The organism is Micromonospora sp. LZ34, from assembly GCF_052981855.1.
The window spans coordinates 26,077-51,656 of the sequence record NZ_JBRIQN010000029.1; the positions used below are offsets into that span (position 1 = coordinate 26,077).

The 25,580-nt window shown below is 73.0% G+C and carries 24 protein-coding genes; 15 read left to right on the forward strand and 9 right to left on the reverse strand.

All coding sequences use genetic code 11. The features are described from left to right. Window position 1: 1 nt before the first annotated feature. Genes ACVCAH_RS25790 through ACVCAH_RS25810 form a run of 5 tightly spaced genes read right to left on the reverse strand, consistent with a single transcriptional unit; the run spans window position 2 to window position 4,742 of the window. Entirely contained in the window at window positions 2-703 is a 702-nt protein-coding gene (locus ACVCAH_RS25790) for an ABC transporter ATP-binding protein (protein ID WP_447138792.1), read from the reverse strand. Further along, a complete protein-coding gene (locus ACVCAH_RS25795) occupies window positions 690-1,421 on the reverse strand; it encodes an ABC transporter ATP-binding protein (protein ID WP_447138793.1) in 732 nt (243 codons plus the stop codon). The genes ACVCAH_RS25790 and ACVCAH_RS25795 overlap by 14 nt, the downstream gene beginning before the upstream one ends. After that, the gene (locus tag ACVCAH_RS25800) at window positions 1,418-2,467 is read right to left on the reverse strand and encodes a branched-chain amino acid ABC transporter permease (RefSeq protein WP_447138794.1); all 1,050 of its coding nucleotides are present in this window, start codon (window positions 2,465-2,467) and stop codon (window positions 1,418-1,420) included. Before ACVCAH_RS25800 ends, ACVCAH_RS25795 begins: the two co-directional genes overlap by 4 nt. Continuing rightward, a complete protein-coding gene (locus tag ACVCAH_RS25805; RefSeq protein ID WP_447138795.1) occupies window positions 2,464-3,498 on the reverse strand; it encodes a branched-chain amino acid ABC transporter permease in 1,035 nt (344 codons plus the stop codon). Before ACVCAH_RS25805 ends, ACVCAH_RS25800 begins: the two co-directional genes overlap by 4 nt. After that, window positions 3,495-4,742 carry an ABC transporter substrate-binding protein gene (locus ACVCAH_RS25810; protein ID WP_447138796.1) on the reverse strand — a complete coding sequence of 416 codons (1,248 nt, stop codon included), beginning with the start codon at window positions 4,740-4,742 and terminating at the stop codon, window positions 3,495-3,497. Before ACVCAH_RS25810 ends, ACVCAH_RS25805 begins: the two co-directional genes overlap by 4 nt. 203 nt (window positions 4,743-4,945) lie before the next feature. Between ACVCAH_RS25810 and ACVCAH_RS25815 the strand changes: the two genes are divergently transcribed. Genes ACVCAH_RS25815 through ACVCAH_RS25865 form a run of 11 tightly spaced genes read left to right on the forward strand, consistent with a single transcriptional unit; the run spans window position 4,946 to window position 14,748 of the window. Continuing rightward, on the forward strand, window positions 4,946-5,722 hold the full coding sequence (locus tag ACVCAH_RS25815) for an IclR family transcriptional regulator (RefSeq protein WP_447138797.1): 777 nt from the start codon (window positions 4,946-4,948) through the stop codon (window positions 5,720-5,722). Beyond that, entirely contained in the window at window positions 5,719-6,561 is an 843-nt protein-coding gene (locus ACVCAH_RS25820; protein WP_447138798.1) for an HpcH/HpaI aldolase/citrate lyase family protein, read from the forward strand. Before ACVCAH_RS25815 ends, ACVCAH_RS25820 begins: the two co-directional genes overlap by 4 nt. Next, window positions 6,558-7,403, forward strand: coding sequence for a cyclase family protein (locus tag ACVCAH_RS25825; RefSeq protein ID WP_447138799.1), 846 nt, complete (start codon window positions 6,558-6,560; stop codon window positions 7,401-7,403). The genes ACVCAH_RS25820 and ACVCAH_RS25825 overlap by 4 nt, the downstream gene beginning before the upstream one ends. Next, entirely contained in the window at window positions 7,400-8,797 is a 1,398-nt protein-coding gene (locus ACVCAH_RS25830; protein WP_447138800.1) for an MmgE/PrpD family protein, read from the forward strand. The genes ACVCAH_RS25825 and ACVCAH_RS25830 overlap by 4 nt, the downstream gene beginning before the upstream one ends. Beyond that, window positions 8,794-10,113 carry an MmgE/PrpD family protein gene (locus ACVCAH_RS25835; RefSeq protein ID WP_447138801.1) on the forward strand — a complete coding sequence of 440 codons (1,320 nt, stop codon included), beginning with the start codon at window positions 8,794-8,796 and terminating at the stop codon, window positions 10,111-10,113. Before ACVCAH_RS25830 ends, ACVCAH_RS25835 begins: the two co-directional genes overlap by 4 nt. Continuing rightward, window positions 10,110-10,988 carry a DUF3891 family protein gene (locus ACVCAH_RS25840; protein WP_447138802.1) on the forward strand — a complete coding sequence of 293 codons (879 nt, stop codon included), beginning with the start codon at window positions 10,110-10,112 and terminating at the stop codon, window positions 10,986-10,988. The genes ACVCAH_RS25835 and ACVCAH_RS25840 overlap by 4 nt, the downstream gene beginning before the upstream one ends. Then, a complete protein-coding gene (locus ACVCAH_RS25845) occupies window positions 10,988-11,509 on the forward strand; it encodes a hypothetical protein (RefSeq protein WP_447138803.1) in 522 nt (173 codons plus the stop codon). Before ACVCAH_RS25840 ends, ACVCAH_RS25845 begins: the two co-directional genes overlap by 1 nt. After that, a complete protein-coding gene (locus ACVCAH_RS25850; RefSeq protein WP_447138804.1) occupies window positions 11,506-11,859 on the forward strand; it encodes an EthD domain-containing protein in 354 nt (117 codons plus the stop codon). The genes ACVCAH_RS25845 and ACVCAH_RS25850 overlap by 4 nt, the downstream gene beginning before the upstream one ends. After that, window positions 11,856-12,458: a hypothetical protein gene (locus tag ACVCAH_RS25855; protein ID WP_447138805.1), complete on the forward strand. Its 603-nt coding sequence runs from the start codon at window positions 11,856-11,858 to the stop codon at window positions 12,456-12,458. The genes ACVCAH_RS25850 and ACVCAH_RS25855 overlap by 4 nt, the downstream gene beginning before the upstream one ends. Continuing rightward, a complete protein-coding gene (locus ACVCAH_RS25860; RefSeq protein WP_447138806.1) occupies window positions 12,455-13,384 on the forward strand; it encodes an LLM class flavin-dependent oxidoreductase in 930 nt (309 codons plus the stop codon). The genes ACVCAH_RS25855 and ACVCAH_RS25860 overlap by 4 nt, the downstream gene beginning before the upstream one ends. A gap of 2 nt (window positions 13,385-13,386) precedes the next feature. Continuing rightward, window positions 13,387-14,748: an MmgE/PrpD family protein gene (locus tag ACVCAH_RS25865; RefSeq protein ID WP_447138807.1), complete on the forward strand. Its 1,362-nt coding sequence runs from the start codon at window positions 13,387-13,389 to the stop codon at window positions 14,746-14,748. A gap of 454 nt (window positions 14,749-15,202) precedes the next feature. Here the strand turns inward: ACVCAH_RS25865 and ACVCAH_RS25870 are convergent, their stop codons facing one another. Together ACVCAH_RS25870 and ACVCAH_RS25875 are read right to left on the reverse strand one after the other, a co-directional pair. Next, a complete protein-coding gene (locus ACVCAH_RS25870; RefSeq protein ID WP_447138808.1) occupies window positions 15,203-15,472 on the reverse strand; it encodes a hypothetical protein in 270 nt (89 codons plus the stop codon). Between the two features lie 115 nt (window positions 15,473-15,587). Continuing rightward, window positions 15,588-17,930, reverse strand: a complete 2,343-nt coding sequence (locus ACVCAH_RS25875; protein WP_447138809.1) for a heavy metal translocating P-type ATPase — start codon at window positions 17,928-17,930, stop codon at window positions 15,588-15,590. Between the two features lie 188 nt (window positions 17,931-18,118). Between ACVCAH_RS25875 and ACVCAH_RS25880 the strand changes: the two genes are divergently transcribed. The 4 genes from ACVCAH_RS25880 (at window position 18,119) to fdhF (ending at window position 24,264) form a co-directional block, all read left to right on the forward strand. After that, window positions 18,119-19,129: an Acg family FMN-binding oxidoreductase gene (locus ACVCAH_RS25880; protein ID WP_447138810.1), complete on the forward strand. Its 1,011-nt coding sequence runs from the start codon at window positions 18,119-18,121 to the stop codon at window positions 19,127-19,129. Window positions 19,130-19,177: 48 nt separating this feature from the next. Then, a complete protein-coding gene (locus ACVCAH_RS25885) occupies window positions 19,178-19,411 on the forward strand; it encodes a hypothetical protein (RefSeq protein ID WP_447138811.1) in 234 nt (77 codons plus the stop codon). 380 nt (window positions 19,412-19,791) lie between these two features. Next, on the forward strand, window positions 19,792-21,582 hold the full coding sequence (locus ACVCAH_RS25890) for an NAD(P)H-dependent oxidoreductase subunit E (RefSeq protein ID WP_447138812.1): 1,791 nt from the start codon (window positions 19,792-19,794) through the stop codon (window positions 21,580-21,582). Then, on the forward strand, window positions 21,583-24,264 hold the full coding sequence (gene fdhF, locus ACVCAH_RS25895) for a formate dehydrogenase subunit alpha (RefSeq protein WP_447138813.1): 2,682 nt from the start codon (window positions 21,583-21,585) through the stop codon (window positions 24,262-24,264). Here fdhF and ACVCAH_RS25900 read toward each other — a convergent pair. Together ACVCAH_RS25900 and ACVCAH_RS25905 are read right to left on the reverse strand one after the other, a co-directional pair. Then, the gene (locus ACVCAH_RS25900) at window positions 24,250-25,032 is read right to left on the reverse strand and encodes a hypothetical protein (RefSeq protein ID WP_447138814.1); all 783 of its coding nucleotides are present in this window, start codon (window positions 25,030-25,032) and stop codon (window positions 24,250-24,252) included. The genes fdhF and ACVCAH_RS25900 overlap by 15 nt on opposite strands. A 144-nt stretch (window positions 25,033-25,176) precedes the next feature. Beyond that, window positions 25,177-25,575 (reverse strand): hypothetical protein, encoded by a 399-nt coding sequence (locus tag ACVCAH_RS25905; protein ID WP_447138815.1) that lies wholly within the window; start codon window positions 25,573-25,575, stop codon window positions 25,177-25,179. Between the last annotated feature and the right edge of the window lie 5 nt (window positions 25,576-25,580).

Consider the following 25,580-nt stretch of genomic DNA (forward strand, 5'->3'; position numbering starts at 1 on the left):
GCTAGAGCCCCAGGTACGCGGCTCGGACCCGATCGTCGCGGGCGAGCTCGGGCCCCGGGCCCTCGAGGACCAGGCTGCCGCTCTCCAGCACGTACGCCCGGTCGGCCAGATTGAGCGCGTGCGCGGCGTTCTGCTCGACCAGCAGCACCGAGACGCCCCGGTCGCGGATCGCCTTGACCGCGTCGAGCACGGTCCAGGTCAGCTTCGGTGACAGTCCGGTGGACGGCTCGTCGAGCAGCAGTAGCCGCGGACCGGCCATCAACGCCCTGCCGATCGCGAGCATCTGCTGCTGCCCGCCGCTGAGCGTCTCGGCGGCCTGGGCGCGCCGCTCGGCGAGGATCGGGAACAGATCGAAGACCCCACGCAGCGGCTCGTCGAGCGGCTTGCGACCGCGGGTCCAGCCGCCCATCCGCAGGTTCTCCTCGACGCTGAGCGGTCCGAACAGCGCCCGCCCCTCCGGCACGTGCAGCAGGCCGCGGGCGACCAGTTCGCTCGGGCGTACGCCGTCGGCCCGTCTGCCGTCGAACGTGATCGTGCCCGCGGTCGGCTTGACGAGCCCGGAGATCGTCTTGAGCGTGGTGGTCTTGCCGGCGCCGTTGGCGCCGACGATCGCCACGATCTCGCCCTCCTCGACCCGCAGGTCGAGCTCGTGCAGGATCTGCAGGCCGTGGTAGCCGGCGCTGACTCCCTCAAGCGTGAGCATGCGGGTCCTCCCCGAGGTAGGCCTCGATGACCCGCGGATCGCGGGTCACCTCCTCCGGTGCGCCCGAGGTGAGCACCCGGCCCAGGTCGAGCACGAGCACCGAGTCCGACAGCCGCATGACGGCGGCCATGATGTGCTCGACGAAGACGAGCGTCACGCCGTCTTCGGTGCGCAGCCGTTCCAGCAGCTCCATCACCGGCGCACGCTCGGCGGGTACCAGGCCGGCCAGCACCTCGTCGAGCAGCAGCACGCGGGGTCTGCTGGCCAGCGCCCGGGCCAGCTCCAGCCGCTTGAGGGCCGCGGTGGGCAGGCCCTCGGTCGCCGCGTCGCGCCACCGGCCGAGGCCGACCCGCTCGATGAGTTCGGCGGCGTCGGTCCGGGCCGTGCGCCTGGCGGCGCCGCCGGCCAGCACCGCAGTGGTGACGTTCTCCAGCACGGTCATCGAATAGAACGGCCGCATCAGCTGGAACGTGCGGGTCATGCCCGCGGCGGTCACCTTGTGCGGCGCGTGCCCCGTGATCTCCTTGCCGTCCAGGTGCACCCGGCCGGAGTCCGGCCGCAACGCGCCCGCGATGAGGTTGAACATGGTGGTCTTGCCGGCGCCGTTGGGCCCGATGACGCCGAGGATGCTGCCCTCAGCGACCTCGAAGCTCACCTCGTCGACCGCGCGCAGCCCCTTGAACGACTTGGAAATGCCGTCGACCCGAAGCAGCGTCATCGCCGGGACCACCTTTGACGGATCGTTCCGTAGATGCCTTTCGGCAGGAGCAGCACGATGATGATCAGCAGGGTGCCGTAGACGATCACGTCCAGGCCGCTGCGCCCCTGCAGGAACTCCAGCGCGGGCGGCGGGTTGCGTAGCATCGTCGCCGTCACGTCGTTGAGCGGGCCCATCACCACGGAGCCGATCACCGGACCCCAGATGGTCGCCACGCCGCCGATCACCGCGGGCAGGATCGCCTGGATCGACACGCTCGACCCGAACGCCAGGTCGGGGTCGATGAACAGGAAGTACTGCACGTAGAAGGCGCCGGCGACCGCGGTGATCGCGGCGGAGAGCGCCATCGTCAGCAGCTTGTAGCGCATCACCGGGATGCCGACCGCAGCCGCCGCGTCCTCGTCGTCGCGGGCCGCCTTGGTGAACTGCCCGGCGCGCGAGCGGACGAACAGCACGCTGATCACCAGCGCGACGACGGTGAGCCCGAGCGCGATCCAGAAGTAGTTCGGCGAGGTCGGCTCGAACTGGATCCACCACCACGATGTGTCGGGGCGCAGCGGCACGTGGTAGCCGACCGCGCGGTTGACGAAGTCGCTGTTGGTCGCCCAGAGCCGGAGCATCTCCGCGAACGCGAAGGTGGCCAGCGCGAAGTAGGCGCCACGCAACTTGTAGCGCAGTGCGAGGAAGCCGATCAGCGTGGCGAACGCCGCGGCGATCACCATGCCGGCGAGCATCCCGATCCACGGCGACACCCGGTGCTCGACCAGGAGCCAGGCGCTGGCGTACGCGCCGATCCCGAAGTAGGCCGCGTGCCCGAAGCTGAACATGCCGCCGAAGCCACTCATCATGTTCCAGCCGATGCTCATCAGGGCGAAGATGAGCACCCGCACCGCGACCGACGCCTGCGCCGGCGGGAGGATCAGCGGCAGCGGCACCAGCAGCACGGCGAGTACCGCGATGGCCACGAGGTGCCGGTTCCACGGCAGGCGGGGCAGCGGCTTGCCCGCCGCTGTCTCCGGCGCCGGCGTGTCGGTGGTGGTCGTCATGCCGACCTCCCGAAGAGTCCCTGCGGGCGCAGGAAGAGCACGAGCACGAAGACGATGAACACCGACAGCAAGGGCGACTGTCCGGGCAGGTAGATGCCGCCAAGCTGCTCGGCCAGGCCGATGACCAGACCACCGACCAGCGCGCCGACCACGTTGCCCATGCCACCCAGCACGACCACCACGAAGGCCACAATGTTGAACAGCGAACCGGTGGTGGGCTCGATGGTGACCAGCGGCGCGACCAGCGTGCCGGCGGCGCCGGCGCAGGCGGTGCCGAGCGCGAAGGTCACCGCGTAGATCACCCGGGTGTCGATGCCGACCAGCTGCGCGCCGGTGTCGTTGGCGGCCACCGCGCGGATCGCGGTGCCCAGCCGGGTGCGCTGCAGCAGCAGGTAGAGCAGTCCGGCCAGGATCAGCGCGCCGACGAAGGCGAGGATCCGGGACAGGTTCGCCACCGCGTCGAAGATCGGCACGCCGCGGTCGCCGGGCAGCGCCACGGAGCGCGGGTTGGCGCCGAAGAACAGCAGCAGCGCGTTCTCGATGATCAGGGAGATGCCCAGCGTGATCAGCAGCTGGTTCTCCAGCGGCTTGCCCATCGCGCCGGCCAGGACGCCGCGCTGCACCAGCACGCCGAGCAGGAACATCGCCGGCACGCTGGCGGCGAGCGCGAGGTAGGGATGCAGCCCGGCCTGGGTCAGCCCGAACGTGAGGAACAGGGCCAGCGCCAGGAAGCTGCCGTGCGCGAAGTTGACGATGTCGAGGACGCCGAAGATCAGGGTGAGGCCCATGGCGATCAGGCCGTAGACCCCGCCGATCAGGACGCCGGTGGCCACCGCCTGGACGACGACCACCCCGCTGCCGGAGCGGACGTAGGCGAGCACGACCGCGAGCACGATCAGCGCGGCGATCACCGCGATCCGCAGCCACGGCACGGCGCGGGCGGTGGGCGTGCGTACCGCGTCGGGATCCAGGGTCGCCACGTCGCCGCCGGTGGCGGCGGCGACGTGGCCCTGGTCTGCTGGCGAGGTCACTGGCTCTTGAAGGCGGGGTAGACGGGCTTCGCCTCCGCCTTGTCGGCCGGGAACACCTGCTTGACCACGCCGCCCTGGACCTGCATGAGAATGGGCGTGGCGTTCTCGTTCTCCCCGGTCGAGCCGAACCTGATCGGGCCGTTGCCGGCGATCAGGGTCGGCACCGAGCCGCTGGCGATCGCGTCGCGCACCTTGGCCGCTTCGGCGCTGCCGGCCCGCTCCAGCGCGTCGGCGATCACCTTGACCGAGTCGTAGGCGAGCACCGCGCCGGTGCGGATCTGGTCGTTGTGGCGCTCCTGGTAGAGCTTGGCCAGCGCCTGCATCTCGGGGTTGGTCATGTCGGGGTGGTAGTTGGCGTCGAAGAAGCCCTCGGCCGCGGCGCCCGCCTCCTTGGGGAACTGCGGGAGGTCGAACGCGCCGTTGGCGACGCCGTAGACGGCCTTCAGGGCCGGCGGCTTGACGGTGGCGACGGCCTTGGCCGCCAGCACGCCGTCGCGGTAGTAGCCGGCCACCATCAGCACGTCGGCGCCGCTGGCCTTGACCTGGGTTACCTGGGTGGTCAGGTCGGAGACGTTGGCGGCGTCGTAGGCGATCGCCGGGCCGACCTTGATGCCGGCCGTCTCGGCCTCGGCCTTGAAGGCGTCCCGGATCGCGGTGCCGAACGGGCCCTGCTCGTGCAGCACCGCCACGGTCTTGACCGGCTGGTTGGCCGCCTTGGCCACCTGGTCGAGGAACTGTGCTCCGGCGGTGCCGAGCACGGTGGAGCTGGGCTGCACCCGGAACGTGTACTTGTAGCCCTGGGAGAGGATCGAGTCGGCGCTGGACACGTCGATCAGCAGCGGCACCTTGTTGCGTTCGGCCACCGTGGACACGTTGGCGGTGACCGCGCTCTGGTAGGTGCCGACCAGGCCGACCACGCCGTCCTGGATGAGGCGCTGCGCCTCGCTCTGGCCGACCTCGGGCTTGCCCTGGGTGTCGGCGCTGACCAGCTCCAGCTTCTTGCCGCCCTGCGACTTGATGCCGCCGGCGTTGTTGATGGCCTCGACGGCCAGCTTGGCTCCGTTGTCCATCTGCTGCCCGTCGGCCGCGGCGGCGCCGCTCAGCGGGTGCAGGGAACCGATCTTTATCGTGCCACCGGACTGCGCGCCACCGCCGTTGCTCGTGCCGGCGGGCGCGGACCCGCCGCACGCGGCGAGGGCCAGCGGCAGGGCTAAGGCGAGGCTCAGGGTCCAGGTCTTCCTCATGTCAGCTCCTGGGGGTGACCGTGTTCCGCCGCACGGAACATCGCATGGGGCATGATGCTGGCACTGCCCGTTCACCTGGTCAAGGGTTCGTCGCAGAATCTTCTTCAACCCTGCACAGAGCCACTTTGGGGGGTTGACCCCGCTGCCGGTCGGTGCTGGAATCGTGTTCCGCTAGCGGAAACACCGCACTGGGAGATGACGACGTGGCAGAAAGTCAGGGCACCGAGGCGGCGAGCCGCGTGGCCGACGTCCTTCTCCTGTTCACCGACGGGCCGGACTTCCTCGGGGTCACCGCGATCGCGCGCAGCCTCGACCTGTCCAAGGCGGTGGTGCACCGGATCCTGCAGACGCTGGTCGAGCGCCGGCTGCTCGTCAGCGATCCGGCGAGCCGCGGCTACCAGCTCGGCCCGGCGGCCGCGGCACTCGGCGCCCGCGCGCTGCGCGAATCACCGCTACGTACGGTCGCGATGCCGGTCCTGCGCGAGCTGCAACTGACCACCGGCGAGACGACGACCGTGTCGGCGCGGGTGCACAGCGGCCGGGTCTACCTCGACCAGGTCGAGTCCACCCGGGAAATCAAGATGACGGTCGAGGTGGGCCGCCGTTTCCCCCTGCACGCCGGCAGCTCCAGCACGTGCATCCTGGCCTTTCTGCCGGACACCGAGCGGGAGGCCGTGTTCGCCGCCGAACTGCCGTCGCTGACCAGCCGCACAGTGACCGACCGCGACCTGCTCCGGACGCGGCTCACCGGGATCCGCGAGACCGGGGTCGCCAACTCCGACGGCGAACGGCAGGAGGGCGCAGGCTCGGTCGCCTCGCCGGTCTTCGGCATCGACGGCACGGTCGTCGGCGCCATCTCGGTCTGCGGCCCGGCGCACCGGGTCGACGCGGCCGCCCGGGAACGTTTCGGTCCGCTGGTGCGGGAGGCGGCCGACCGCATCTCGCGGGCGCTGGGCTGGTCCGGCGGACTACCCAAGTGACCCCGCGATCCTGGCTCTACGTACCCGGGCACCGCGCCGACCGGGTGGCGAAGGCCCTCGCCGCCGGCGCCGACGCGGTGGTCGTCGACCTTGAGGACGCGGTGCCGCCGGACCAGAAGGCGGCCGCCCGGGAAACCGCGCTGCGGCTGGCCGCCGAGGGCCCCCACGACCGACCGTTGTGGGTACGCGTGAACGACCCGACCGGCCCGTGGGGCGAGGGCGACGTCGACGCGCTGGCCGGGTCGGGTCTGGCCGGGTTGCGGCTGCCGCGGTGCGAGGACCCGGACGTGGTCCGCGAAGTCGCCACCCGCGCCGAGCTGCCGCTGCAACTGCTGTTGGAAAGCGCCGCCGGGCTGGCCCGGGCGGCCGAGTTGGCCACCGCGCACCCGCTGGTCGCCGGGCTCGGGCTGGGTGAGGCCGACCTGTCGGCTGACCTGCGGGTGACCGGCGACGACGGGCTGGCCTGGGCGCGCGGCTGGGTGGTGGTCGCGGCCCGGGCCGCCGGGCTTCCCTCGCCCGTGCAGAGCGTCTACACCGACGTCGCCGACCTCGACGGCCTGCGCGCCAGCACCGAGCGGGCCCGGGCCACCGGCTTCGTCGGCCGGTCGGTGGTGCATCCCCGACAGATCCCGGTCGTGCACGAGGTCTTCACTCCGACCGCCGCCGAGGTTGCGGCCGCGCGGGCCGTCCTGTCCGCCGCGGCACGCGCGGAAGAAGCCGGCGAGGTGGCCGTGCTCGACGCCGACGGCCGGTTCGTCGATCCCGCGGTGGTGCGCCGGGCCCGACTCGTCCTCGACCTGACCGAACCGTCCGAACCACCACCAGGAGGAACGAGTTGACCACCGAGCCGCAGGCCCGCCCGGCGCGCACGGACGACGCCCTACTCGCCGCGGTGACCGCGGGGGTACGGCTCGTCGAGCTCGGGCACCCGCATTTCACGGGCATGCCGTGCTCGCCGAACCACCCCGGTTTCCGAATGAGCCTGATCCGCCGGCACGGCGACATGGTCCGCCCGGACGGCGGCTCGGCGGCCAACGAGATGATCGTGACCGGCGGGCACGTGGGTACCCACGTCGACGCGCTCTCCCATGTCAGCCACGACGGCAGGCTGCACGGCGGCGTGGACGCCGCGGCGGCGCAGACCGGCGGCCGGTTCACCGAGCTCGGCGCCGAGCACACTCCCGCGCTGCTCACCCGCGGTGTGCTGCTCGATGTGGCCGCCGTACACGGAGTCGACGTGCTGCCCCCGGGCTACGGCGTGACCGCGGCCGACCTGGCCGCCGCCGCCGAACGGGCCGGTGTCGAGCCCCGCCCCGGCGACGTCGCGCTGGTGCGCACGGGCTGGGCGCGGCACTTCGACGACGCGACGACCTATCTCGGGCAGACCGCCGGCGTGCCAGGCGCCACCACCGACGCCGCCGAGTGGCTGGCCGCGCGTCGGGTGGTCGCCACCGGTTCGGACACCACGGCGTACGAGCAGATCCGGCCGGGCGCCGGGCACAGCGTGCTGCCCGTGCATCGGGTGCTGCTGGTCGACGCCGGCGTCTACATCATCGAGCACCTCAACCTGGAGCAGGCGGCCGCTGAAGGGCTGACCGCGTTCGTCTTCGCGATGGCGCCGCTGCGGATCGTCGGCGGCACCGGCTCGCCGATCCGGCCGTTCGCGGCGGTGGCGGCATGAGCACCCCGACGGTCGTTCAGCGGCTCGCAGCGGTCGCCGAGGAGGTGCGGCGCGGCGGGCTCCCCGGCGACATGCGGCAGGACGTGGCCCGCCGGGTGCTCGACCTGATCGGCAACAGCCTCGCCGCCACCGGGCTGCCGCCCGCGCGGGCGGTCACCGCGTACGTCCAGGCGGCGGGCGGCTCGCCGGAGGCGGTCGCGATCGGTACCGGGCTGCGCGTCCCGGCCGCGAACGCGGCACTGGTCAACGGCACGCTGGCGCACTCGCTCGACTTCGACGACACCCACCTGCCGTCGGTTCTGCACCCTTCCTCGCCGGTGGTGCCGGCGGCGTTGGCGGTGGCCGAGGCGCGCGGCGCATCCGGCGCCGCACTGCTCGACGCGGCCGGGATGGGCATCGAGGTCGCGGTCCGACTCGGCATGGGCGGCTACGACCGGGCGCTGGGCAATTCCGAGTTCTTCGAGCGCGGCCAACACGCGACCTCGATCTGCGGCGCGGTCGGGGCGGCCGTGGCGGCCGCGATGGTCGGCGGCGCCGACGCCGAGGGCATCGCGCACGCGGCCGGGATCGCCGCGAGCATGGGTGCCGGCCTGCTGGAGGCCAACCGGACCGGCGGCACCGTAAAGCGGGTGCACTGCGGCTGGGCCGCGCACTCCGGCGTGGTGGCCGCCGAGCTGGCCCGGCACGGGCTCACCGGACCGCCGACCGTGGTCGAAGGGCGGTTCGGCTTCCTGCACGCGTTCTGCGGCGAGCGGGCCGATGTCGACGCGGTGGTCGACCGGCTCGGCACGCACTGGGAGTTGCCCGGGATCTTCTTCAAGCCGTACCCGTGCAACCACTTCACGCACGCCGGCATCGACGCGGCGCTGACCCTGCGCGCGCGGGGCATCGACCCGGCCTCGATCGAGTCGATCGAGCTGGGCGTGCCGTCGCCGGTGCTGCGCACGATCGCCCAACCGCCGGAAGACAAGGCGCGGCCGAAGTCCGGCTACCACGCGGCGTTCAGCGGCCCCTACACCGTGGCGGCCGCGCTGCTCGGCGGCGGCGGCCTGGGCTTGGGTCATGACGACTTCACCGACGCGGCGGCGGCGGACCAGGCGCGGCTGGCGCTGGCGGCGAAGGTGCGGTGCGTAACGGACGCCCGCTGCGACGAGATCTTCCCGAACCAGTTCCCGGCAGTGCTACGGGTCGTGCTGCACGACGGCACCCGGCACGAGGTGCGGGTCGACGTCAATCGCGGCGGGCCGGACAACCCACTCAGCTCGGCCGAGCTGGCCGCCAAGTTCGCGTTCAACGCCGCGCGGATGCCCGATCGCGACGACATCGCTGCGGCCGTGCTCGACCTGGCCGCCGCGCCGGACGTGGCCGGCCTGATGGCCAGGGTACGGGGATGATCGAGCGGCTCGCCGCGACCGCCGCGACCACCGACTGGGCGTCGGCACCCACCGCCGTCCAGAACCGGGTGGTCGAACTGGTCGCCGACACGGTCGCGGTCGCCGCGCTGGGCAGCGGGCGGGCCGAGCTACGGGCGCTGGCCGCCGGATCTTGCGGCTCGGGCGAGTCGACCGTGGTGGGCTCGCGGCGCGGCTGCCCCGCCGCCGACGCCCAGTTCCTCAATGGCAGCGCGATCGCGGCGGACCAGCTGCAGGACGGGCACCGACCGGCCCGCGGGCACCCGGCATCGCACGTGGTGCCGGCCGTGCTGGCGCTCGCCGAGGAACGGGACCTACCGGGCGCGGAGCTGCTGTCGGCGGTGCTGGCCGGCTACGAGGTCGGCGTCCGGGTCGGCCGGGCGATGGGGGGCACGCCGGACGGCGTGCACGACATTGGCACCTGGGGCCAGGTCGGCGCGGCCGCCGGAGTGGCCCGGCTGCTGGCACCCGGCGACGCCGCCGCCATGCGACGCGCCGTCGAGCTGGCCGGCTCGGCCGTGCTGCTCAGCGACGCGGCGACCATCTTCACCGGGCGTACCGGCGGGCACGCGTTCCTGGGCGCCTCGGTGCAGCTGGGCGCGAGCCTCGGCGCGGCCGCCGTGGCCGGTCTGGAACCGCTGCCCGGCGCCCTGGAGCGGCATTTCGCGGCGGTCGCCGCCCGCGACTGGTCAGGTGTCGGGCCGGACCACGGCCACGAGGTGCTGCATGGCTACACCAAGGCGCACCCCACCTGCGCCCACCTGCACGGCGTCAACGACGCGGTGGCGGACATCGTCGCCGCGACCGGCCCGCTGTCGGATGTGGAACGCGTCGAGGTGTGCACGTTCGCGCACGCGGCCCGGTTCGGCGCGGTCGCCGGCAGCGAGCTGGCCGCCCGGTTCAGCGTGCCCACCTCGGTCGCGGTCGCGCTGCTCACCGGCACGCTCGACGAGACCACGCTGACCGCGGAGACGGTCTCCTCGGCGCCGGTGCGCGACCTGGCCGCGCGGGTCGAGGTCTGGCACGACCCCGAGCTGGACGTCGGCTATCCAGCCGGCCGCCCGGCCCGGGTGCGGGTCGTCCGCACCGACGGCAGCGTGCTGACCGGCGCGGCCGACCTGCCGCGCGGCGACGGCACCCGGGCCTTCGACCGGGACGCGTTGCGGACCAAGGCCCGGCGGTTGCTCGACCACCGCTTCCCCGGGCACGCCGATGCCGTGCTCGCCGCGATCGACGGGCTGGCCGCCGGCGGCGCCGCCCGTTCGCTCGGCGCCGCGCTGCGGGCGGCGGCCGCGTGATCGTCACCCGGCGCGACGGCGCGCTGCACCTGGTCGAGCAGGTCGAACACGGCCGGGTCGCCGGCGAGCTGGCGGCCGCGTGGGGCAACGACCGGTTCGAGACGCCGACGCCGGGTTCGCCGGTGCGCACCGCGGCCGCGCGGCACGACGAGGGCTGGCGGGCCTGGGACGCCAGAGTGCTCTTCCACGAGCTGGAACGGCGGCCGCTGCATTTCCTGGAGATTGACGCGACCGAACACGTGCGGCTCTACCGCCAGGGCATCGAGCGGGTGGCGCTCGGCGACGTGTACGCCGGGGTGCTGGTCGGCATGCACTGGACCGGCCTCTACCGGGGCCGGTGGTCGGCGCCGGGTGCCCGGGGCCGGCTGGACCTCGGCGCCGACGGCCGGGCGGCGCAGGACGCGGCGGTCGACGCCGAGGAGCGGCGGTGGATCACGGCGAAGCGGCTGGCCTGGACGGCGGCCGAGCCGCGGGCCGCGTTCGAGACCCGGCTCTGGCACAACTACGAACTGCTGCAGCTCTGGGACCTGCTCTCGCTCTACCTGTGCGTGATGCCGCCACAGTCGGCCGCTGTGCCCGGCCCGGCTCGGCCCTGGGGCCCACAGCTGGCGGCCCTCGAGCACTCGGCCGAGGACGTGCTGTTGCCGCCCGTGCGCACGCACCCGTTCGGCCCGGTCGAGCGGATCACCGTGGGCGCCCGCAGGCCGGGCGTGCTCTGGTTCGACCCGTACCCGTTCGACCGGCCGGGCGTCACGGTCGACGTGGTCTGCGCGGTCGTGCCGGACCGGGCGTACAGCCACGCCGAACTCGCCGCCCGGGTCGGGCGGACGCCGGCCACCGTGACGACCTGGCGCCTCGCCCCGTGGAGCCGTTGATGGACCTCGCCGCCGCCCGCGCCGCCGCGCACGCCTTCGTGCTCGGCGAGGCCGGTTTCGCCCAGGTGACCACCATCGACACCGACGGCTTCCCGGTGAGCCGCACGATGACCGCGTTCCTGGAGCCGGACTGGTCGGTCAGCCTGGTGCAGCGGGCCGGCCACCGGCGGCTCGAGCAGTGGCGGCGCGACCCGCACACCCTGGTCACCTGGGTCGGCACGCCCGCGCCGGGCGCCACCAACGAGCGGCCGCACGTCTTCGACATCGGCCTGCTTCCGCCCCGGACGGTGGCCGTGCGCGGGACGGCGTCGGCCATGCCCGCGGAGTGGACGATCGCGGTCTACCGGCGGGAGGTGGCGCGGCAACGGGCGTCCGGATTCACCAAGGCTCCCGTGCGCACTGACGACGAGGTGGCCGCCGAGCTGGCCGGGGTGCGGATCGAGCCGGTGCGGGTGCGGCTGGAGGGGTTCGGCGTGGGCGCCGAGTCACATCTGTGGACGGTAAGGAGAGCAACTACATGATCAAGACCATTCTCGGTTACGAGATCGAGGAGGGCGTCAGCCCCGAGGAGTACGAGCGCTGGCTCTTCGACGTGCACGCGCCGGACCTGCTGGCCAATCCCTATCTCGACCGGATCGTCTTCAACAAGGTGCTGCGCCCAGTGCGGCAGGCCTCCGGCGGCACGGCGTCGGTGCCGGAGGGCTACACGTTCTACCGGATCGCCGAGATGTACTACGCCGACGAGGAGGCGTACGCGAACTACCTGCGCTGGTTCGAGGAGCACCCGTTGCCGGCGGAGCGCGGCCCGGCCGGCCGCACGAAGTTCAAGTTCTATCTGGTGACCGACAGCACCGAGGTGAACCGGGAATGAGCGTCGCAGCCCTGCTGGCCGGGTTCACCGCGCTCCCGGCGCCGGAGGGATCCCTGGCTGCGTGGGCGGCCCGGGTCGGCACACCGGACGGCGAGTTCCCGCTGATCGGCGCCGGCACCCGGGCGGAGACCTACGTCGCGCTGCAATGGAACGGCGAGCGGTGCGCGTCGCTCGGTCCGGCGGTCGGGCCGACGCTGGTCGGTCTCGCGGTCGGCGCGGCCCGGCGCCGGTCGACGGCGGAGCTGTCTGCGGCCGTCGACGCCGGGCTGGCCGCCGCGGCCGAGGTGTCGGCGCCCACGGTGCCGGTGAGCACCGGTGTGCTGGCCGCCACCGTGTGTGCGGCGCGGCTGGCCGAGGTGCCGGAGAACGAACTGCCGGCGCTGCTGGACCTCGCGGCGAGCCTGATGGTGATCGGCCCGCCCGGTGTCGCGCCCGGGCACGACCCGGCCGCCGCCTGGCTCGCCCTGCGGGCCTGGGATGCCGGCATCACCGGCATGCCCGGCGGGCTGGCCCACACCCTGTCCGTGGTGTCCGACGGGATTCCCGACCGCGCTTCGGCTGACCTGAACGTCGCCGACCTCGTTGAGGCGCTGCCATGATCGTGCTCAACGTGGCCCGGCCGGCCGGCCAGGTCGACCCGGTCGAGCTGGCCGGCGCCGCGCTCGCGGCGGGGCTCGACGGTGTCGCCCTGGCCGACAGCCCACGGCTGTTTCCCGACTGCCTGGTGGAGACCGAGCGGGTGCTGAGCGCCACCCCGGCCCGGCTCGCCGGGCCGTGCGTGCTCAGCCTCGGGCTGCGGCACCCGGCCGCGGTGGCCGGCGCCGTGCGTACCCTCGACGCACACCATCCCGGCCGGGTGCTCACGGTGGTCGGGCGGGGCGAGAGCTCGGTGCGCAACGAAGGGCTGGCGCCGCCGTCGCTGCGTGCGTACGAGGCGGCGCTCGACACGCTGCGCGAGCTGGTGCCGGTGTCGGCGCTGCTGCTCGGCGCCGCGTCCGGGCCGCGCACCATCGCGGCCACCGCCGCGCGGCTCGGCGGCGTGCTGATCGACGCGGGCGCGGACCCCACAATCGTCGGCAAGGCGGTGGCGTTGGCCCGGTCGGCGCGGGCGGACGTGCCGGTCTGGATGTTCGTCCGCGCGGCGGTGACCAACGACGAAACCGACGCTGAAGCCGCCGCCGCGCCCGTGCTCGGGTCGTGCGCGGCCCGGCTGGTGCGGGCGCCAGACTGGTTCGACGTGCCGGCCACGCTGCGGCCCGGGGTCGCCGCCGTGGCCGAGGCGCACGACTACCGGCGGCACGGCACGGCCGATGCTCGCGTCGGCGGCGATGTGCCCGCCGGGGCCGACCGGTTCGTCCGCGAACGCTTCGTGGTGACCGGCGACCGGCGCGCGGTCGCGCAACGGTTCGCCGCGTTCAGCGCGGTCGGCGTCGACGGGGTGGTGTTGGCCGGCGCTCTCGGCGGGGTGCTGGACCGGCTCGACGACCTGGGCCGGGCAGTCCGCGATGGCCTGACGAAGGACTGACGATGACAGGAATCGACACCGCGCGGATCGCCGCGTTCGCACACGACACCAGCCTCGAGGACCCGCCCGAGGACGTCGTCGGTTTCACCCGCGCGCTGCTGCTCGACACCCTGGGCGCGCTGCTGGGTGGCCTGCAGTACCCGGCCGTGCGGGCACTGGGCGAAAGGCTACGCCCGTCGGCCACCACCGACCTCCCGTTCGGCCGGCTGCTCACCCTCGGCACGGCCGCGACCTGGCTGGACGCCGACTCCGGCGGGTCCTTCCATCCGCAAGGGCACCGGCTGCCACCGGTGCCGACGGCGCACCCCGCACCGCACTCGCTGCCCGTGCTGCTGCACGCCGCCACGAACGGGGTCGACGACCGACGGCTCGTCGAGATGTTCCTGATCGCCAACGAGATCGGCATGCGCTTCGGCGTCGGCACCACCCTGCGGCCCGGGCTGCACCCCCACGGCATCCACGGTCCGATCGCCGCGGCGGTTGCCACCGCGCTGCTGGACGACCTCTCCCCCGCCACCACCGCGACCGCCATCGAGCTGGCCGGCTCGGTGCCGCTGGCCGCGACCCTGGCCGTGCCGATGCGCGGCGGCACCGTCCGCAACCTGTGGACAGGGCTGGGTGCCTACTACGGCGCCGCCGCGGCCCGCCGCGCGGCCGACGGCGCGACCGGGTCGATGGCTCTGCTCGGCGAGCTGCTCGACGGTCTGGTCTGCACCGATTTGTCCCCCGTTGAACTGACCGCGGGCCTGGGCACCCGATGGCGGCTGGCCGACAGCTATCTCAAGCCGTACGCCTGCGCGCGCTGGTTGCACCCCGCACTGGACGCGTTCCGCGCCGCCGTCGCCGGCGTACCGGACCCGGTGCGCGACCGCGGCGGGCTGGCCGCGATCGAGGTCGACACCTTCGCCTTCGCCGCGTCGCTGTCCACCGCCGAGGTCTCCTCGGACCTGCACGCGCGGTTCTCGGTGCCCGTCAGCCTGGCCACCCTGGCCCTCGACGGCGAATTGGCCGCGGCCGGCTTCCTGCCCGACGGGCTGGCCCGGCCCGAGGTGGGCGCGCTCGCCGCGCTAGTTCGGCTGCGCGAGGAACCGGCCTTCACCGCCGCCCTCCCGCACGAGCGGCCGACGAGAGTCACGGTCCATTGGCGGGATGGGTCGACGGCGTCGGCAACGGTGCGCAACGCCCGCGGCAACCCGGATGACCCGCTGACCACCGACGAGGTGGCCGCCAAATTTCGTCGCAACGCCGAGGACGTACTCACCCCGGCGACCGCCGACGCGGTGGTGGCCGGGCTCCTCGACGGTGCCTGCGGCGACACCCTGGCGCGCGCGGCCGCCGAGGTGGTCGGCCGGATCTGCCCCTAGACAGGGTCTCGAAGCGCGTGTAGCACCGAAACCAATCGAAGCTGGGATCCGACTCGATCATGTACATCGAGTACATCTCTGGGGCGACACCGACCACGAATCCATGATCGTCGTTCGTGGCGAACTACAACTCACGCCCAGGTAGCCGCGACGAGGTTCGCTGCGGCAGGATCTCCTAATCAGCTGATTGCTGGCGCCGCTGTCCCGGCTAGTGTTCGAGGGGGGAGTTGAACCCCACGCTCCGCACCTATGCGCACTTTGAGTGCGCATGCGCTGATGCTACAGCCTCACCGCAGCAACGGAGTGCGAGGCCGCGGCGAAGGCGAAGGCCGCCAGTCAAAGGATTCCCGCGCTGCTTTCCGCCCGCTTTCCAGGCATGGGCACGTACTGGACCTGATCGGACCAGATCAGTGAGCTTGTCGGCGCGGCCGTCAGCCATCGCGGCCCGCTTGCGTCAGAGGCACCGCCGCATCCTTCGCGGCACCGAGCGGGACCATTCGGCGGCGAGCCTGGCCCGCGGCGCCCAACCCAGCAGCACGATCGAGGCGATCGCCAGCAGCGGCTGCAACGGAGCCCACAGACACAGCGCACAGGAGGCGCCCACCAACATTACGACCAGCTTGTTACAGGCGTGGCAGCCGATCGCGAGCAGCGACAGCAGGCCGCCACCGGCGGACTTGCCGGTTAGGTCCCGGTCGGCCCGCGAACCCACATACGTCGCCACGAGGTCTTTGCGGGGCGAGGAGCGCCGCCTTGCATCCAAGGGATGCACTCCGGTCGGGGCCCTGCTCATCCCCGGCCTCTCCCGGACCTGCCCACCTCTGTACAAGGGCCCCTTCCTAACGCCCGTCGGCGCCGTCGGTGGGGCTGAGGGTGAAGTAGTCCTCCTCTTCCTTGGCTAGGTGCAGCCGGAGGACGGCGTCCAGCCCGTACAGGGCGGCAAGCAGATCGGGCACCTCGTCCGGGCGCAGCCGCCCGTCGGTGTCCTGGGCCAGGTGACCGCCGATCCGGTCCACCAGCCGGCTGATCTCCACGTGCTCCCGGCTCATCGTCGAGGTCGCCTCCGCGCTGCCGAGCGGACCGGCGAGTGCCGGATAGAGCTGCCGTTCCTCGGCCGCCTCGTGCGGTAGCACCTCGTCGACCAGCCGGCGATGCACCTCGCGCAACGCCGGTACGCACTCCGCCGCGTCGGGGCGGGTCGCCACCAGGTCGGCGGTGTCGCGCAGCCGGTCCAGCACGTCCCAGACGCCGGCGTGCTCGCCGGCGTACCGGTCGAGCAGTTCCCGGGTCTCCGGGGGGACGTCCCGGCGGCGCAGGCCGCCCCCGAGGGCGCGCAACGCGTTGACGATCACCAGCACGTCGATGCCCTCCTGGAGGAACGCGCCGGCGACCGGGGGCAGCCGGCCGGCGGCGGCGACTAGCATCGCGAGGACGGCCAGGGCCATCCCGGCGGTGGCGCTTTGCACCGCGATGCGGCGCGCGTACCGGGCGATCTCGACGGCGTCGGCGAGCCGGTCCAGCCGGTCCACGGTGAGCACCGCGTCGGCCACGTCGGCGGAGGCGGTCGCTCCGGTGGCGCCCATCGCGACGCCGACGTGCGCCTCGGCCAGGGCCGGGGCGTCGTTGACGCCGTCGCCGACCATCACCGTGATCGCCTTGCCGGACTCTGTCCGGACCCGGGCCACCTTCTCCTGCGGCGGGCACTGGGCGATCACGTCGTCGACGCCGACGGTTTGCGCCACCTGCCGGGCGGTACGCGGCCGGTCGCCGGTGACCATGATCAGCCGGCTGAGCCCGGCCTCCCGCAGCCGCCGCACGGTGCGGCGGGCGTCGGGGCGCACCGGGTCCTCCAACAGGATCGCCCCCAACGGCCCCCGGTCGTCGCTGACCCAGACCGTGGAGCGGCCGGCCAGCTCGGCGCGCTCGCGGGTCCGGTGCGCCCACTCGGGCGGCTCGTCGGCGAGCTGGCCGACCCGGATCAGGCGCCCGTCCACCCGGCCGGTCACTCCGCGCCCCGGCTCCTCGGTGACGTCGGTCGGCTCGGCCAGTGGCAGCCCCCGCTCGCGGGCCTGCCGGACCAGGGCGGCGGCCAGCACGTGCGGGGAGAGCTGCTCGACGGAGGCGGCCAGGCGCAGCACCTCGTCCCGGTCGCCGCCGGGTGCGACCACCGTCTCGGCGGCGCGGGGGCGGCCGGCGGTGAGTGTGCCGGTCTTGTCTAGCAGCAGGGTGCGGGCGCGGCCCAGCAGCTCCAGCGACCCGCCATCGCGGACCAGCACGCCGCGCCGGGCTACCCGGGACAGCCCGGAGACGATGGCGATTGGGGTGGCCAGCAGCAGCGGGCAGGGGGTGGCCACCACCAGCACCGCCACCGCCCGCAGGAACTGGCCGGTGAGCAGCCAGGCGAGCCCGGCCAGCAGCAGGGTGAAGGGCACGAACGCGGCGGCGTACCGGTCGGCGAGCCGGACCATTGGGGCCTTGTGCGCGGTGGCCTCCTCGGCCAGCCGGACGATCCCGGCGTACGTGCTCTCCGCCGCGCTCTTGCCGGCCCGCAGCCCGAACCCGGCGCCGGCGTTGACCACGCCGCTGGCCACCTGTTCGCCTGGGGCGCGGGTGACCAGCTGGGACTCGCCGGTGACCACCGACTCGTCCAGCGTCGCGGTCTCCTCGACGGTGCCGTCCACCGGCACCGCGTCGCCGGGGCCGACCACCAGCCGGTCCCCCACCGCGACCTTGTCCAGCGGCACCACCTCGATCCGGCCGTCCGGGGTACGTCGCCGGGCCTGCCGGGGGGCGCGTTCCAGCAGCGCGCGCAGGTCGCGGGTGGCTCGGCGCTGCGCGTAGTCCTCCAGTGCCTGCCCGGTGGCGACCATCACGGCGATCACCGCGCCGGCCACGTACTCGCGGACCAGCAGCGTGCCGACCAGCGCCAGGACGGCGATCACGTCCACCCCGAACTGCCGGCGCCACAGCTGTCGCAGGGTTGACCAGGTGGCCGGCAGCAGCGCCACCAGGGTCACCGCCGCCCAGATCAGCTGGGCCGCGCCGCGCAGCCCGGCGAACCACAACCCGGCGCCGAGCAGCACGGCCAGGGTGAGCAGGGTCAGCGGTGCCCACTGCCGCCAGTCCACCCGGCGCCGTCGCACCGGCCGCTCCGGTGCGCACTCGCGCGGTTCCGCTCCCACCTGCGGATCGTCTCAGCGGTACGGGTGGCCGGACCGGGCAACCGGGGTAACCGGGCGCGGGTCGAAGGGCCTGGGCCCGGGTCTGCGTACCGTGCGACCGGCCGTCGGCGCCGGAGGATGGAGCGGCAAACGCCGCCCGGCCGCGCCCCGGGGTGGGGCACGATGGGGGAAACGGAAAGGTCGTGACGATGAGCCACGAGACGCCGGCTTCGGACGGGCCACTGACCCGCGCGCTCACGGAGGCCGCCGCGACGGCCGGTCGCGCTCCCTCGGTGCACAACGCCCAGCCGTGGCGCTGGAAGGTCCTGCCCGACGCGCTGGAACTGCGGATGGTGCGGGACCCGCGGCTCGCCGCCACCGATCCGGAGGGCCAGCTGCTGACGTTGAGCTGCGGCGCGGCGCTGCACCACGCTCGCGTGGCGCTGGCTGCCGGGGGCTGGACCGCGCTGGTGGAGCGGCTGCCCGACCCGGACCAACCGGAGCTGCTCGCCCGGCTCGCCGGGTTCCGGCACGCCGGGGCGGATCCGGACGCGGTGGGCCTCGTGCAGTGCCTGCAGTTCCGGCACACCGACCGGCGGCCGGTGAGCGACGAGCCGGTGCCGGACGCGGCCCTCGACGAGATCGCCAAGGCGGCCGGCGCGGAGGGTGCGCGGCTCCAGGTCCTCAACTCGGATCAGGTGATGGAGCTGGCCGCCGCGGCCTCGCGGGCCGCCACGGTCGCGGCGGAGGACTCGCAGCAGCGCGAGGAGCTGGAGTACTGGACGAGTCGGGCCGGCACCGGTGCCGGGCTGCCCCCCGAGGTGCTGCCCGAGCAGGCCCCGCAGACCACCGTGCCGGCCCGGGACTTCGGCCGTCCCGGCACCCTGCAGGTCGGACCCGGGCACGACCGTGCCGCGCGGTACGCCATCCTCTTCGGCGACGAGGACGAGCCGGACAGCTGGCTGCGCGCCGGCGAGGGACTCTCCGCTGCCTGGCTGACCGCCACCCGGCTCGGGGTCTCCGCGGTGCCGCTGAGCGGCGTGGTGGAGGTGGACGGCACCCGGCAGACCCTGCGCCGGCTGCTGGCCGGCCTCGGCTTCCCGTACCTGGCGCTGCGATTGGGGATCGCGGACCCGGCGCACGCGGGGCCACCACACACCCCGCGCCTCCCCACCGAGCAGGTCGTCGACACCTCCGCGGTAGCCGCCGGCAGCGCTTAGCGGGCTCGTCCCCGACGCTCCGAGCGGCCGGCGGCTGATGATCGGGGGATGTGGGACCGGGTCGACGCGCCGTGCGTCGGGGGTTCGGTTGACGGCCGGAACCTTCTGGTGCCGGTCGACGAGACCGGGCTGCCGCCCGAGACCATCGACCACAACTGGCTGTGGGTGGAGTACGGCGAAGAGCTGCTCGACGCTGATGTCGACGGTGTGTACGAGCTCGAATCGGTGGCCGGTCCGGGCCCGCCTTGGGTGTACGTGTGGGCGCCAAACCAGACCCGGTAATTGGCCGGCTTCAGCGGGCCGGAGCAACCACGGCTACTCACCCTCGCCGTTTTGCGCCGGCTTGCATCGATCGAGCGCAGCGGACCGCTGCGCGGCCTCCCACAGGTCGAGCCCCCGCCACGTGTACCGCCTGGCGAGTTGGGCACGTTGACCCGTACGCCGAGACCCGTCGCCGTTTCGGCGCCCTGCGGGAAGCTGGTCGGGCCGGATTACCTGCGAGGGCCATCGACGCGGTTTGGAGGTGGGTCGGCGTCTACCTCGGTGACGGGAGCACCGTTGGCCAGTAGCGACGCACGATGCTTCCGAGGGCCGTCGCGGCTCCTTCTGCTTCACGCTGACGGCGAGGGGAAGGCGAACGATTAGCCGCGAGGTGGACCTGCATGGCCGTATGGTTGCTGCCGGGGGAAAGTCAGCGTTGTTCGGGGGTAGGTGCGGTGGGTGAGCCGCGCGAGGCGTTCGTCGAGTTGCAGGAGCGCCTGGACAGGCCGGGGACGCTGATGCTCAGCCGGCTTCGGCGAGCGCAGTCCGAGGACGGGCGTCTCGACGTCGAGGACCTGGAGCGGATCGCTGGCCAGTTCGGCTGGCCGGTGGCCGCCGTGACGGGGTCGGCGTCCTACTACGCCGACTTTGCCCAGGGGCGCCGGGGCCGGCGGCATGTTCGGGTTTGCGAGGGGACCTCGTGTTTCGTGAGCACCCAGGGCCGGCACATCGGGCGTCTTGAGCGCGTGCTGGGCGTGCGTCTGGGTGAATGCGCTGCTGACGGGTCGGTGTCGCTGCAGGGCGTGCGGTGTCTCGGGTATTGCTACGACTCCCCCGCCGTGCTCGACGGGGAGGAACCAGGCAGTGGTGAGCTGCTCGGCGGGTTGTTCGGCGATCCGCACGCCGCCGAGCGGCAGACTAGGCCGCGTTGGGCCGAGCCGTTGAAGATGCGGGCGGCCCGGATCCCGTACGTGAGCGCGGTCGATCGTCCGGTCGTGCTGGCTGGGTTGGTCGGCGGTGAGCAGCCGTGGGAGGTGTGGCCGGGCATCGTAGCTTCCGGTTCACCCGATCGGGTCATGGCCGAGGTTGCCGAGTCGGGCCTGCGGGGGCGGGGTGGGGCGGGGTTCCCGGTGGCGAAGAAGTGGTCCGCGACCGCGCGGGAGCCTGGACCGCGGTACGTGGTGGCCAACGGCGACGAAGGCGATCCCGGCTCCTATTGTGATCGCCTGCTCATGGAGAGCGATCCGCACCGGATCCTGGAGGGCCTGGCGCTGGCTGCCTTTGCGGTAGGCGCGAGGCGCGGACTGATCCTCGTCCGGTCGGAGTACCCGATGGCCTTTGCGCGGTTGCGGACGGCGGTGGCGCAGGCCCGGGAGAGCGGTCACCTGGGTAGGCGGGTACACGGCTCGGACGTCGACTTCGACGTGGAGGTCGTGCGGGGTGCCGGCTCCTACGTCGCCGGCGAGGAGACGGCGTTGCTGCACGCCCTGGCTGGCTTGCGGGCCGACGCCCGGGCCCGCCCCCCTTACCCCACCAGCCACGGTTACCTTGGCCGGCCGACTGCGGTCAACAACGTGGAGACGCTGTCGGCCGTACCGTGGATCGTCCGGCACGGCGGGGCGGCGTACGCCAGGCTCGGGCACCCGGACGAGCCGGGCACCAAGCTGGTCTGCCTGAGCCAGCTCTTCTGTCGCCCTGGGGTGTATGAGGTCGAGTACGGTGTGCCGCTGCGCCATCTGGTCGAGGATCTCGGTGGCGGGCTGCGCGAGCCGTACACGCTGCGGGCGGTGCAGGTCGGCGGTCCGCTCGGCGGATTCCTCGCCCCTGATCAACTGGATCTTCCGCTGCTGTCCCGGCCGCTTGCGCAGGCGGGCGTCGCGTTGGGACACGGCAGTCTGGTCGCAGTGGATGCGACGATGCCTGCCGCCGCGATCCTGCGGCACGCATGGGCGTTCGGGGCGGCGGAGAGCTGCGGGGCCTGTACGCCATGCCGGGTGGGGGCCCGTCGTGGCCTCGAACTCGCCGAACGGGTCCAGGATTCCGCCCTGGCCGAGGCGGCGCTGGCCGCCCATGAACCGCTGCTCGAGGTCCTGACGGTGGCGAGCCTGTGCGCCTTCGGACGCGGAGTGTCCTGTGCAGTCCGCAGCCTGCTGCACGTCTATGCCGACGAGCTGCGCCGGACGGGCGAGTAGATGAAGCGGTTGTCCGTCGACGGCCTCACCGTTGAGGTAGCCGATGCGGCCAGCGTGCTGGATGCCGTCAGGGCAGCCGGGGCAGTGGTGCCGACCCTCTGCTACGACGAGCGGCTCTCTCCTCAGGGGTCCTGCCGGGTGTGCCTGGTCGGCGTGAAAGGCCGGGCGGTGCCGGCGTGCATGACACCGGCCACCCACGGCATGGTGGTGCGTACGGACGACCCGGCCGCCCGTCGGTCGGCGCAGCTCGCGCTCGAACTGCTCGTCTCCCAACTGCCGGCCCGGGCGCTCGACGTGCCCGCAGACCGCAGCGAGCTGGTCCGCGCCTGCCAGCACTTCGGCGTGACTGGGAGCCGGTTCGACGGGGCCATCCGAACGCGGGGGGTGGACCACTCGCACCCGTACGTCAAGCTTGATCGGGACCTGTGTATTGCCTGCAACCGCTGCGTGAAGATGTGCGCCGAGGTGCAGGGCACGTTCGCGCTCTCGCTGAGCGAGCGGGGTTTCGACACCGTCGTGGTGGCCGGCACGGGCGGTCCGTGGGTGTCGTCTCCGTGCGTGGCCTGCGGCGGCTGCGTTGACAGCTGCCCGAGCGGTGCGCTGTCCGAACCAGGACTGCTCGATCCACGTCCAATCGCCCGGACGACCACCACGACCTGCGGGTACTGCGGTGTGGGATGCAGCCTGCGCGTGCACGTACGCGACGAGGAGGTCGCCGCGATCGCGCCCGTGCACGGCGCGCCCGTCAACCGTGGCCATGCCTGCGTCAAGGGTCGCTTCGCGCACGCCTTCACCCGGTCCCGCGACCGGCTGACCACACCACTGATGCGTCGCGGCGGGCGGGACTCGCCGCTGGAGCCCGCATCCTGGGCTGAGGCGCTCACGGTCGTGGCGACCCGGCTGGCCGCGATCCGGCAGCGGCACGGGCCGGATGCGATCGGGATGATCTCGTCGGCCAGGGCGACGAACGAGGAGAACTATCTGGCCCAGAAGTTCGCCCGGGTCGTTCTCGGCACGAACAACGTCGACAACTGCTCCCGGCTCTGCCACGCCCCGTCCGCCGTCGGGCTGACCGCCTCCTTCGGCCACGCCGGCGGTACCAACTCCTTCGACGACCTCGACCACACCGACTGCCTTCTCATCGCGGGAGCGAACCCGACCGAGTCCCATCCGGTGGTCGGCGCCCGGATCAAGCAGCTGGTGCTACGCGGTGCCCGGCTCGTTGTCATCGATCCACGACGCATCGACCTCGCCGAGATGGCCGACGTGCACGTGCAGGCCAGGCCCGGGTCCAATGTCGCCGTTTTCAATGGCATCGCCCGCGTGCTACTTGACGAGGGGTACGCCGACCAGGAGTTCCTCCGTACGCGGGCCAGCGGTCTGGCGGAGCTCACCGAGGTGCTGCGCGGCTACCCGGTGGAGCAGGCGGCGCGGCTGGCCGGAATCCAGCCGGGGAAACTCCTCAAGGCAGCTCGCCTGTACGGGAGCGCGCGACGCCCCGCCATCGTCTACGGGCTCGGCATCACCGAGCACGCCCACGGCACCGACGGGGTCCGGACGCTGGCGAACCTGGCCATCCTCAAGGGCGCGGTCGGCACGCCGGGCTGCTGCGGCGTGCTGTCCATGCGCGGGCAGAACAACGTCCAAGGGGCCTCGGACATGGGCGCCCTGCCGGACATGCTCCCCGGCTACCAGCCCGTCACCGACGCTGACGTCCGTGCCCGCTTCGCCCGGTCCTGGGGCGTAACGGTGCCCGAGCGGCGCGGGCTGCGCATTCTGGAGATGTTCGAGGCGGCCATCGCCGGCCGGGTCCGAGCCATGTACGTCATCGGCGAGGACATCGCGCAGACCGACCCCGACAGCGGCAACGTCCGCCGGGCCCTGGCCGCCTGCGACCTCGTCGTCAACCACGACCTGTTCTTCTCCCGCACCGCGGAACTGGCCGACGTGGTGTTCCCGGCCGTGTCCTTCCTCGAGAAGGACGGAACATTTGTCAACTTCGATCGGCGGGTGCAGCGGGTCCGCCCCGCGCTGGCACCACCCGGACAGGCCAAGCCCGACTTCGACACCCTGCACCTGCTCGCCCGGGCCATGGACGCCGACCTCGGCTGCCCGACCCCGGCAGACGCGATGGCCGAATGCGCCACGCTGACCCCGACCTTCGCCGGCATCTCCCACGCCCGGCTCGACCGGGACGGGCCGCTGCACTGGCCGTGCCGCGCCGCGGACCAACCCGGGGAGGGGAGCCTCTACCTCGACTCCTTCGCCACCCCCGATGGCCGGGCAGCACTGGCAGCGCGATCGTACCTGCCGCCGGGCGAACAACCCGACGCCGCCTTCCCGTACGTCCTGATCACCGGTCGCCGGCTGGAGCACTACAACAGCGGCTCCATGAGCCGCCGCACCCCCAATCTGGAGCTCCGCCCGCGCGAGGTGCTCGACCTCAACCCGGACGACGCCGCCCGGCTCCGGCTCACCGACGGAGACCTCGTCGAGGTGACCAGCCGCCGCGCAGCCGTGACCTTCTCCGTCCACCTGACCGACACGGTCCCACCCGGCCAACTGTTCACCGCATTCAACTTCCCTGACACTCCCACCAACGCCCTCACATCCGACGTCGCGGACACAGTGACGGGATGCCCCGAGTACAAGGTGACCGCGGTGTCGCTACACTCCGTCTGATCTGATAGCCGGGTGCACGCGCGGCACGCTGAGCCGCCCCGCCGGTCGCACTCGGCGGCTCCGCCATCCGTCGGTACCCGTGGTGACAGGAGGCTCGCATGCGGAAGGGCCACAGCCGAGGGCAGGTGCCAGCCGAGGGCAGGTGAAGGCCCAGAAGCTGCGGTGGGATCGGGTGCTGCTGGTCGCCGTCACGGCGGCGGTGCTGGCCGGGGCAGCGCTGCGGTTCGCCGGATGTGGTCGGGGTCGATCCAGCAGATACGGCTCTTGGCCTCGGGCAGCGTAGAGCCGTCCTTTGTCGAAGGCGCGGCGACCCAGGTCGTGCTCCCGCACCACGACCGCGTCGCTGCCACCTCGGCACAGGCTGATCAGGCAGCGCTGGTAACCGGGCCGCAGCACCGTCACGTCCTGCCAGACCCAGTTCTCGCCCTCCTCGGCAGCCAGCGCGTCGACGTCTAGCAGCACGTCCCACTCGAGATCGGGCCGGCGGTACTGGTCCAGGGTGGTCCGCCGCCACACCCCGCGCGGGTGCGTCGCGTCCTTCCAGAAGTTGTAGTAGAACGGGTCCCCGCGCCATCCCGGCCAGGGGATGCGGTCCTCGGCGTCGAGCACCTGCCGGATCTCGGCCTGCAGGCCGGCGAACGCCTCGCTGCCGGTCAGTGCGGCGACAGTCTCCGCGTTGCAGTCCCGCGCCCACCCGGCGGCGTCCGCTCCGTCAAGGTCCTCCAACCACAGGTACGGGTCATCGCCCTCGTCGACCAGCCTCGCCACGCTCGCAACTATCCCGACAAGGGACCCGAATCCATGTCCCGGTGTCGGCATGGCGACTCGGAGCAGTGGTCAAACGAGGGACCGAGCCGGACCCGCACCCCTCGCGGGAGGCTGCGGTCACCGGTCAGACGGTGCAGCAACCGCTCAGGAATCCAGGCTGCTCGCGGTTGGCGGTGGCTCGGGGATGTCCTTCACGAACCATCTGCCCCGCGGCTCGTCCCACGCCACGAGGAGCCAGCCGGCGCGGTCGACCGGCAGGCGTACGTTCTCCAGCCGTGCCGCCATGGTGGGGGTGATCCGTTCCGGCACCTGCAGCACGATGCGGGGACCGGGTGCGGTGAGGGTGACCGTGCCGGCCGCCCGGATCTCAGCCTTTGCGTTCCGGCGACCCTTGCGGGAGAGCTTGTCGCGGACGAGTTGGTAGACGTCCTCCCCCGCCTTCGTCGCGACTGCCTGGATGAAGGGAAGCAGGGTGGAGCCCGCCAGCGCGCCGAGGAGGAGTTCGGTGGCACCGCGGTCGGAGTCGTTCAGGCGGTCGGTCACGTCGG

Bases quoted from the DNA above. Each gene is read 5' to 3' on its own strand.
- ACVCAH_RS25790 (WP_447138792.1), bottom strand. From the start codon at position 703: ATGCTCACGCTTGAGGGAGTCAGCGCCGGCTACCACGGCCTGCAGATC.
- ACVCAH_RS25795 (WP_447138793.1), bottom strand. From the start codon at position 1,421: ATGACGCTGCTTCGGGTCGACGGCATTTCCAAGTCGTTCAAGGGGCTG.
- ACVCAH_RS25800 (WP_447138794.1), bottom strand. From the start codon at position 2,467: ATGACGACCACCACCGACACGCCGGCGCCGGAGACAGCGGCGGGCAAG.
- ACVCAH_RS25810 (WP_447138796.1), bottom strand. From the start codon at position 4,742: ATGAGGAAGACCTGGACCCTGAGCCTCGCCTTAGCCCTGCCGCTGGCC.
- ACVCAH_RS25830 (WP_447138800.1), top strand. From the start codon at position 7,400: ATGAGCACCCCGACGGTCGTTCAGCGGCTCGCAGCGGTCGCCGAGGAG.
- ACVCAH_RS25835 (WP_447138801.1), top strand. From the start codon at position 8,794: ATGATCGAGCGGCTCGCCGCGACCGCCGCGACCACCGACTGGGCGTCG.
- ACVCAH_RS25845 (WP_447138803.1), top strand. From the start codon at position 10,988: ATGGACCTCGCCGCCGCCCGCGCCGCCGCGCACGCCTTCGTGCTCGGC.
- ACVCAH_RS25850 (WP_447138804.1), top strand. From the start codon at position 11,506: ATGATCAAGACCATTCTCGGTTACGAGATCGAGGAGGGCGTCAGCCCC.
- ACVCAH_RS25855 (WP_447138805.1), top strand. From the start codon at position 11,856: ATGAGCGTCGCAGCCCTGCTGGCCGGGTTCACCGCGCTCCCGGCGCCG.
- ACVCAH_RS25860 (WP_447138806.1), top strand. From the start codon at position 12,455: ATGATCGTGCTCAACGTGGCCCGGCCGGCCGGCCAGGTCGACCCGGTC.
- ACVCAH_RS25865 (WP_447138807.1), top strand. From the start codon at position 13,387: ATGACAGGAATCGACACCGCGCGGATCGCCGCGTTCGCACACGACACC.
- ACVCAH_RS25880 (WP_447138810.1), top strand. From the start codon at position 18,119: ATGAGCCACGAGACGCCGGCTTCGGACGGGCCACTGACCCGCGCGCTC.
- ACVCAH_RS25885 (WP_447138811.1), top strand. From the start codon at position 19,178: ATGTGGGACCGGGTCGACGCGCCGTGCGTCGGGGGTTCGGTTGACGGC.
- ACVCAH_RS25890 (WP_447138812.1), top strand. From the start codon at position 19,792: ATGGCCGTATGGTTGCTGCCGGGGGAAAGTCAGCGTTGTTCGGGGGTA.
- fdhF (WP_447138813.1), top strand. From the start codon at position 21,583: ATGAAGCGGTTGTCCGTCGACGGCCTCACCGTTGAGGTAGCCGATGCG.